The organism is uncultured Gordonia sp. (assembly GCF_937858515.1).
Taxonomy (GTDB): domain Bacteria; phylum Actinomycetota; class Actinomycetes; order Mycobacteriales; family Mycobacteriaceae; genus Gordonia.
Genome location: NZ_CALLZT010000213.1, coordinates 1 through 6,267 on the forward strand (window position 1 = coordinate 1; position 6,267 = coordinate 6,267).

General features: G+C 66.1%; 5 protein-coding genes, 1 tRNA gene and 1 other RNA gene. 6 read left to right on the forward strand and 1 reads right to left on the reverse strand.

The features are described from left to right. Nucleotide 1 precedes the first annotated feature (1 nt). A tRNA-Ser gene (locus tag Q0627_RS21260) sits at nucleotides 2-87 on the reverse strand. Between the two features lie 95 nt (nucleotides 88-182). Here Q0627_RS21260 and ffs point away from each other — a divergent pair. The 6 genes from ffs to Q0627_RS21290 all read left to right on the forward strand — a co-directional run bounded on the left by ffs (nucleotide 183) and on the right by Q0627_RS21290 (nucleotide 6,081). Beyond that, nucleotides 183-277, forward strand: an RNA gene (gene ffs, locus Q0627_RS21265) — signal recognition particle sRNA small type. A gap of 39 nt (nucleotides 278-316) precedes the next feature. Then, nucleotides 317-1,600, forward strand: a complete 1,284-nt coding sequence (locus Q0627_RS21270) for an aminotransferase class I/II-fold pyridoxal phosphate-dependent enzyme (RefSeq protein ID WP_291020307.1) — start codon at nucleotides 317-319, stop codon at nucleotides 1,598-1,600. A 125-nt stretch (nucleotides 1,601-1,725) separates the two neighbouring features. After that, entirely contained in the window at nucleotides 1,726-2,889 is a 1,164-nt protein-coding gene (locus Q0627_RS21275; protein WP_324383698.1) for a glycosyltransferase 87 family protein, read from the forward strand. Nucleotides 2,890-3,059: 170 nt separating this feature from the next. Then, nucleotides 3,060-3,257, forward strand: coding sequence for a type II toxin-antitoxin system VapB family antitoxin (locus Q0627_RS21280; protein ID WP_291020303.1), 198 nt, complete (start codon nucleotides 3,060-3,062; stop codon nucleotides 3,255-3,257). Next, nucleotides 3,257-3,664 (forward strand): PIN domain-containing protein, encoded by a 408-nt coding sequence (locus tag Q0627_RS21285; RefSeq protein ID WP_291020301.1) that lies wholly within the window; start codon nucleotides 3,257-3,259, stop codon nucleotides 3,662-3,664. Before Q0627_RS21280 ends, Q0627_RS21285 begins: the two co-directional genes overlap by 1 nt. Before the next feature lie 65 nt (nucleotides 3,665-3,729). Continuing rightward, the gene (locus Q0627_RS21290; protein ID WP_291020299.1) at nucleotides 3,730-6,081 is read left to right on the forward strand and encodes a DNA polymerase III subunit gamma and tau; all 2,352 of its coding nucleotides are present in this window, start codon (nucleotides 3,730-3,732) and stop codon (nucleotides 6,079-6,081) included. Nucleotides 6,082-6,267: the final 186 nt, after the last annotated feature.

Below are 6,267 nucleotides of genomic sequence, written 5' to 3' on the forward strand. Positions count from 1 at the left end.
GCGGAGGATAGGGGATTTGAACCCCTGAGGGCTGTTAACCCAACCCGCGTTCCAGGCGAGCGCCATAGGCCACTAGGCGAATCCTCCAACATGGCGATGATAGCGGTATGAGGAGCGAGCGCCCAAACCGTGCGGCACCGCGGGCCCCGTGTGACGCCGGTTGCGGGTGGGCTATGCTGGTCGACGGATCCCGCGCGGCGCGCATCCTGTGAACTCCCCCAGGGCCGGAAGGCAGCAAGGGTCAACGGGCTCTGCCGGGTGCGCGGGGTCCCCTATCTTCTGGCGATGGTTCCCGGTCACGGTGAGAGGTCCCGCGTTGAACTACCACTCGATGAGTGCCGACACTCTCCGCGACACCCAAGCCGAACTGCGAAAGCTCTACGACGAGTTGTGCGCGCTGGGCCTGTCCCTCGACATCACCCGCGGCAAGCCGGCTCCCGACCAGCTCGATCTGTCCAATGGCCTGCTCAGCCTGCCCGGCGACGGCGACTACCTCGATGCGGCCGGCACCGACACCCGCAATTACGGCGGCATCGCCGGTTTGAAAGAGCTGCGCGAGATCTTCGGGGAGCTGCTCGGCGTCGACGCCGGCGACCTCATCGCGTTCGGCAATTCGAGCCTGCAACTGATGCACGACGTGACCGTCGCCGCGCTGCTGCACGGAACCCCCGACTCATCGCGGCCGTGGATCAAAGAGGAGACAGTCAAGTTCCTGTGCCCGGCACCGGGCTACGACAGGCACTTCGCGATCACCGAATCGTTCGGTATCGAGATGATCACCGTCCCGATGAACCCGGACGGCCCCGACGTCGCCGCGATCGCCGAACTCACCGCGAACGATCCGTCGATCAAGGGTCTGTGGGTGGTGCCCACCTACTCCAATCCGACGGGTGTGACTTTCTCCGAGGAGGTCACCAAGGCGCTGCTCGCGGTGCCCGCCGCCGACGACTTCCGCATCTACTGGGACAACGCGTACGCCGTGCACACTCTCGTCGAGGCGCCGCCCGCACCGCATCCGGTGCTGCAATGGGCGGCCGAAGCCGGTCACCCCAACCGTGTGTACGTGCTCGGGTCCACCTCCAAGATCACCTTCGCCGGCGCCGGTGTGGCGTTCTTCGGTTCGTCCGCCGCCAACGTGGCCTGGTTCACCAAACATCTCGGCGTCTCCACGATCGGCCCCGACAAGATCAACCAGCTGCGGCACGTCCGGTTCTTCGGCGACGCCGACGGCGTGCGCGCCCACATGGCCAAGCACCGTGAGCTGCTCGCGCCCAAGTTCAAGCTGGTTCTCGACATCCTCGACGACCGGCTCGGCGACGCGAAGGTTGCCGACTGGTCGCATCCCGAGGGCGGCTACTTCATCAACCTCGACGTCCTCGACGGTGCCGCCAAACGCACCATCGAACTGGCCAAGAACGCCGGCATCGCTCTTACCGCGGCCGGGTCGACGTACCCGTACAAGCAGGATCCGCGCGACCACAACATTCGGCTCGCCCCCACCTATCCGGGCATCGACGATCTGCGGACCGCGATGGAGGGCGTCGCCACCTGTGTGCTGCTCGCCGCGACTGAGACGTTGCTCACCGCACAAAGTGACTGACCAGCGTCGCGTGTCGTGAACAATATCCGTCTGTGAGATCCGTCCGTCCGACGTCTGCCGCTGCGGCTTTCGTGGTGCTCGCGATCATCGCACTGTGGTTGCAGGACGTGATCGTCCCGTACTCGATGCCCTTCTGGGGTTTGTTCGACAACCAGCTCGACCTCGACGTGTATCGTGCCGGTGCACAGACCGTCCTCGACGGCGGCAAGCTGTACGACGTCAAACTGCTCGGGCAGATGGACTACACGTACGCCCCCATCTCCATCCCGTTCTTCATCCCGTTCGCGCTGATGTCGTTCGGTGCGGCGCGGATCGTGTGGAGCGCAGGCATTCTCGTCGCGCTGTACCTGGTGATCATGCTGAGTTTCCGGGTGCTGGGCCGGCGTCCGACGTGGCAGTTGCGGGTGATCGCGCTGTCGCTGGTGGCCATCGTGATGCTGCTCGAACCGGTCCGCACCACCATCTGGTACGGGCAGATCAATGTGTTCCTGATGCTGCTGGTCCTCGCCGATCTGACCCGCGACGACGATTCGCGTGTGCGCGGCCTCGGTACAGGACTGGCGGCAGGCATCAAGATGACCCCGCTGATCTTCGGGCTGTACCTGGTGATCGTCGGCAGGTGGCGGGCCGTCGCGGGGCTGGTCGCCGGGTTCGCCGCGACCGTCGCGATCGGTTTCCTGATCATGCCGAAGGCCGCACTCAAGTTCTGGACCGCCCGCATCTCCGATTCCAACCGGGTGGGGTCGCCACAGTCGGTGGGCAATCAGTCGTTGCGCGGCTGGCTGGCCAATCTCGCCGACACCGACACCCCGAGCACCACAATCTGGCTGGTGACGGCGCTGGTGGCGCTCGGTATCGGTATGTACGCGGCGTACCTGGCGCATCATCGCGGCAACGAACTGCTGGCGCTGACGATGGTGGGGATGACCGGCTGCGCGGTGTCGCCGATGTCGTGGGGGCATCACTGGGTGTGGTTCGTGCCGCTGACGGTGATCGGTGTCGACCTGCTGCTGCGGGTCGGTCTTTCGGTGCCGCGCCGGTTGCTGGTGGGTGCGGGACTGGTGGCTATGCTGCTGGCTGCGTTCTCCTGGCGCACCCACTACGACCACGCCATCTGGTTCGTGCTCCGATCGGTCCCCGACGGCTACATGATCGGGCTGTTCTTCAAGACGGGTGTCGACTCGCTGCGATGGTTCACGATCTTCCCGTACGGCTGGCTCTTCGCCGTGTCCGCGGTGGCCACCATCGTCGCGTACCGGCCGGTGCGAGTTGCGGAGACAGCGATTTGACGTGTCTGACTGGGTGGCCCCTGGGCAGTCGCGGGTGCCTGCAGACGTCGCCCCTGGCCGATCTCGGCGATCTCTCCCAGATCCGGGCCGCACTCGACGATCCCAACCAGGTGTGGGAACTCTGGCAGCCTAAGCGCGTGCTGTGTAGCTTAGTGTGTAAGGAGGCGCACATGGCTACCAACCTCGCAATTGATCCTGAACTTCTCGAACACGCTCTTCGGGTGAGCGGAGAGCGAACCAAGAAGGCAACGGTCACCCTCGCGCTTCAGGAGTTCATCGCGCGTCGCGAACAGGCGGCGATCCTTGACCTGTTCGGCACGCTGGACTGGGACGAGGGTTTCGACTACAAGGCTGAGCGCGCGCGCTGATGAGCGTTCTTGTCGACACAAGTGTGTGGTCGCTGGCGTTTCGCCGGGATTTCCCGCCGGCTACGCCTGAACTTGATGAGCTTCGTCGGCTTCTGGTGGGCGGGGACGTGGTGATCACCACCGGGTTTGTCCTTCAGGAGTTGCTCCAAGGGTTCGTTCCGCGGCACGCGCAGGAGCAGATTCTTGCTCGCTTCGCGTCCGTTCCCGTGCTCGTCCCCTCGATCGAGGACCACGTCGGTGCGGCTTCGGTGCGCAATACGTGCCGCATAGCGGGGGTGCAGTTGGGAACAATCGATGCACTACTCGCTCAGTTGGCGATCGTGAACAAACACACTCTGCTCACCGCGGATCGCGACTTCGTCCATGCCGCCCCCCACATCGGGCTGCGGGTGTGGCAGCCCCGATGAAACTCGCGTACCCTCCGAGTTTGCCTGATGGGCCGACCGTCGGTGGCCGCCGGTAGTCTCGACGCGTGGCCCTGTATCGCACCTATCGCCCGGCAACGTTCGCCGAAGTCGTCGGTCAGGAGCATGTCACCGACCCGCTCAGCCGTGCCCTCGACAGCGGCCGGATCAACCACGCCTACCTGTTCTCGGGGCCGCGTGGCTGCGGCAAGACGTCGTCGGCGCGCATCCTCGCCCGCTCGCTCAATTGCGCGCAGGGACCCACGTCGACGCCGTGCGGCACCTGTTCGTCGTGTGTGGCGTTGCGGCCCGGTGGCCCCGGCAATCTCGACGTGATCGAACTCGACGCCGCCAGCCACGGCGGTGTGGACGACACCCGCGAACTACGCGACCGCGCCTTCTACGCGCCGTCGGAATCGCGGTATCGGGTGTTCATCGTCGATGAGGCGCACATGGTCACCAACGCCGGTTTCAACGCGCTGCTCAAGATCGTCGAGGAGCCGCCGGAACACCTGATCTTCGTATTCGCCACCACCGAACCGGAGAAGGTGCTGCCGACGATCCGTTCGCGCACCCACCACTATCCGTTCCGGCTACTAGCGCCGCCGGTGATGCGTGGGTTGCTGGAGAACATCTGCGCCAAGGAACACGTCACCGTCGCACCCGACGTGTATCCGCTGGTGATCCGTGCGGGCGGGGGATCGCCGCGTGACTCGCTGTCGATCCTCGACCAACTGCTAGCCGGGGCGGGCGAGGACGGCGTGACCTACGATCGCGCGCTCGCGCTGCTCGGTGTCACCGACGTCGCGCTCATCGACAACGTCGTCGACGGCCTGGCCGCCGGTGACGGGGCGTCTGTGTTCGCGACGGTCGAACGGCTCGTCGACGCCGGGCACGATCCGCGCCGGTTCGCGATCGATCTGCTCGAACGTTTGCGGGATCTCATTCTGCTGCAAGCGGTTCCGGAAGCGGTCGATCGTGGTCTGGTGGAGGCACCGGGGGAGCAGCTGACCCGGATGCGGGAGCAGATCGAGGTGCTGGGGCCCGCCACCCTGACCCGGTTCGCGGAGACCACCCACGCCGCGCTCGGTGAGATGCGTGGAACCACGTCCCCGCGGTTGCTGCTGGAGGTGCTGTGCGCGCGGTTGCTCCTGCCCGCGACATCGGCGGACGGGTCGGCGCTGCTGCAGCGGATCGAACAACTCGAAGCCGGTGTGGTCACCGGGGGTGGTGCCGCACGCACCGCAACACCCACGAATACTGCTGCGGCCCCGGCTGAATCGGTGTCCCAGCAGCCGGTCGCCGAGTCGCGTTTCATGCGGCCGTCCGAACGCAAGGCGATGGAGGAACGCAAGGCTGCCGCGGAGGCGGATCGTCGGAAAGCCGAAGAGGTCGAAGCCGATCACGTGACGCAGGATCCGGCGCCACTGAAACAGGAGATACCGGCGCAGGCCCCGCCCGCACAGGTGGTGCCGGCAACCATCGACCAGACGCCACCGTGGGAGCCGGATCCGGTTGTCCCTGAACCGATCGTGCCCGAATCCTCCAGCCCGCAATCTCCCGGCCCGAAATCCCCTGTCTCGAAATCCCCTGTCCCGGAACGGGTCGTCACCGAATCCTCCCCGGCAACGACGATCCGGCCGGAGCGTACAGTGCCGCCGCGGAGTGTTGCCGACGACGAGTCCGGTACGGCGACAAAGGTTCCCGGCGATGATATACCGCTGCCCGATGAACCCGTCGACGAATACGCTCTGCCGCCGGAGGATTCGGCCCCGCGAGTCCGGCCTGTGCGGCCGGCGCCCGAACCGGAGCCCGAGCCGCAGACCGGTGGTCTCGACCTCGATACCGTTCGGACCCGGTATCAGGACTTCCGTAACGCGGTACGGGAACGGGCGAAGACCCTCGAACCGATGCTGTCGGCGGCCGTCGTGCACGATCTGCAGGACCGGACGGTGGTGCTCGCGCACCCGTACGAGGTGCTCGTCCAGCGGCTCGGCGCACCGCATGCCGTCGCCGTGATGCGGGAGGCGCTGAGCGAGGTGTTCGGCACCGAACTCGATGTCCGGGCCGTACACCTGGCGCCTGGCTCCGCTCCGGCGGCCGGTGCGCCCGTATCGGGTGGTCCGCGGCCGGTGGCCAAGGCGCAGCCCAAACGCGCTCAGACCTATGCGCGGCCGAGCGTCCAGAATCAGACTGCCGCAACGTCGCCGGCGCCCGAGCCGGTCGTCGAGAAGCAACCTCCGCCACCCGAGCCGGAACCGGAACCCGAGCCGCCTCGCGCCGACGAGGACATTCCCGAGGAAGAACAGGCCGAGATGGTGGCCGACGCGCACTCCGGGACCCCGGACCGCCACCACGATCAAGGAGCCGTGGCGCTGGATCTCCTGAAGACCGAACTGGGTGCCACGGTTATCGAGTAGCGGGGTCTGAGGTGGGGGCGCCAGGTGTCGAAAGGTCACCGGACCCTTCGTGACCCTCGCGACTTCGTCGCTTCGGCCTCAGGGATCAAGGTGTGTGGTCGCGACTGTGCTTCTTGAGGTGTTTGGGGTGGAGGTGTGTGGTCGCGACTGTGCTTCTTGAGGTGTTTGGGGTGAAGGTGTGTGGTT

Excerpts from the sequence above, each read along its gene's own strand:
- Q0627_RS21280 (WP_291020303.1), top strand. The coding sequence starts at position 3,060 with ATGGCTACCAACCTCGCAATTGATCCTGAACTTCTCGAACACGCTCTT.
- Q0627_RS21285 (WP_291020301.1), top strand. The coding sequence starts at position 3,257 with ATGAGCGTTCTTGTCGACACAAGTGTGTGGTCGCTGGCGTTTCGCCGG.
- Q0627_RS21275 (WP_324383698.1), top strand. The coding sequence starts at position 1,726 with ATGCCCTTCTGGGGTTTGTTCGACAACCAGCTCGACCTCGACGTGTAT.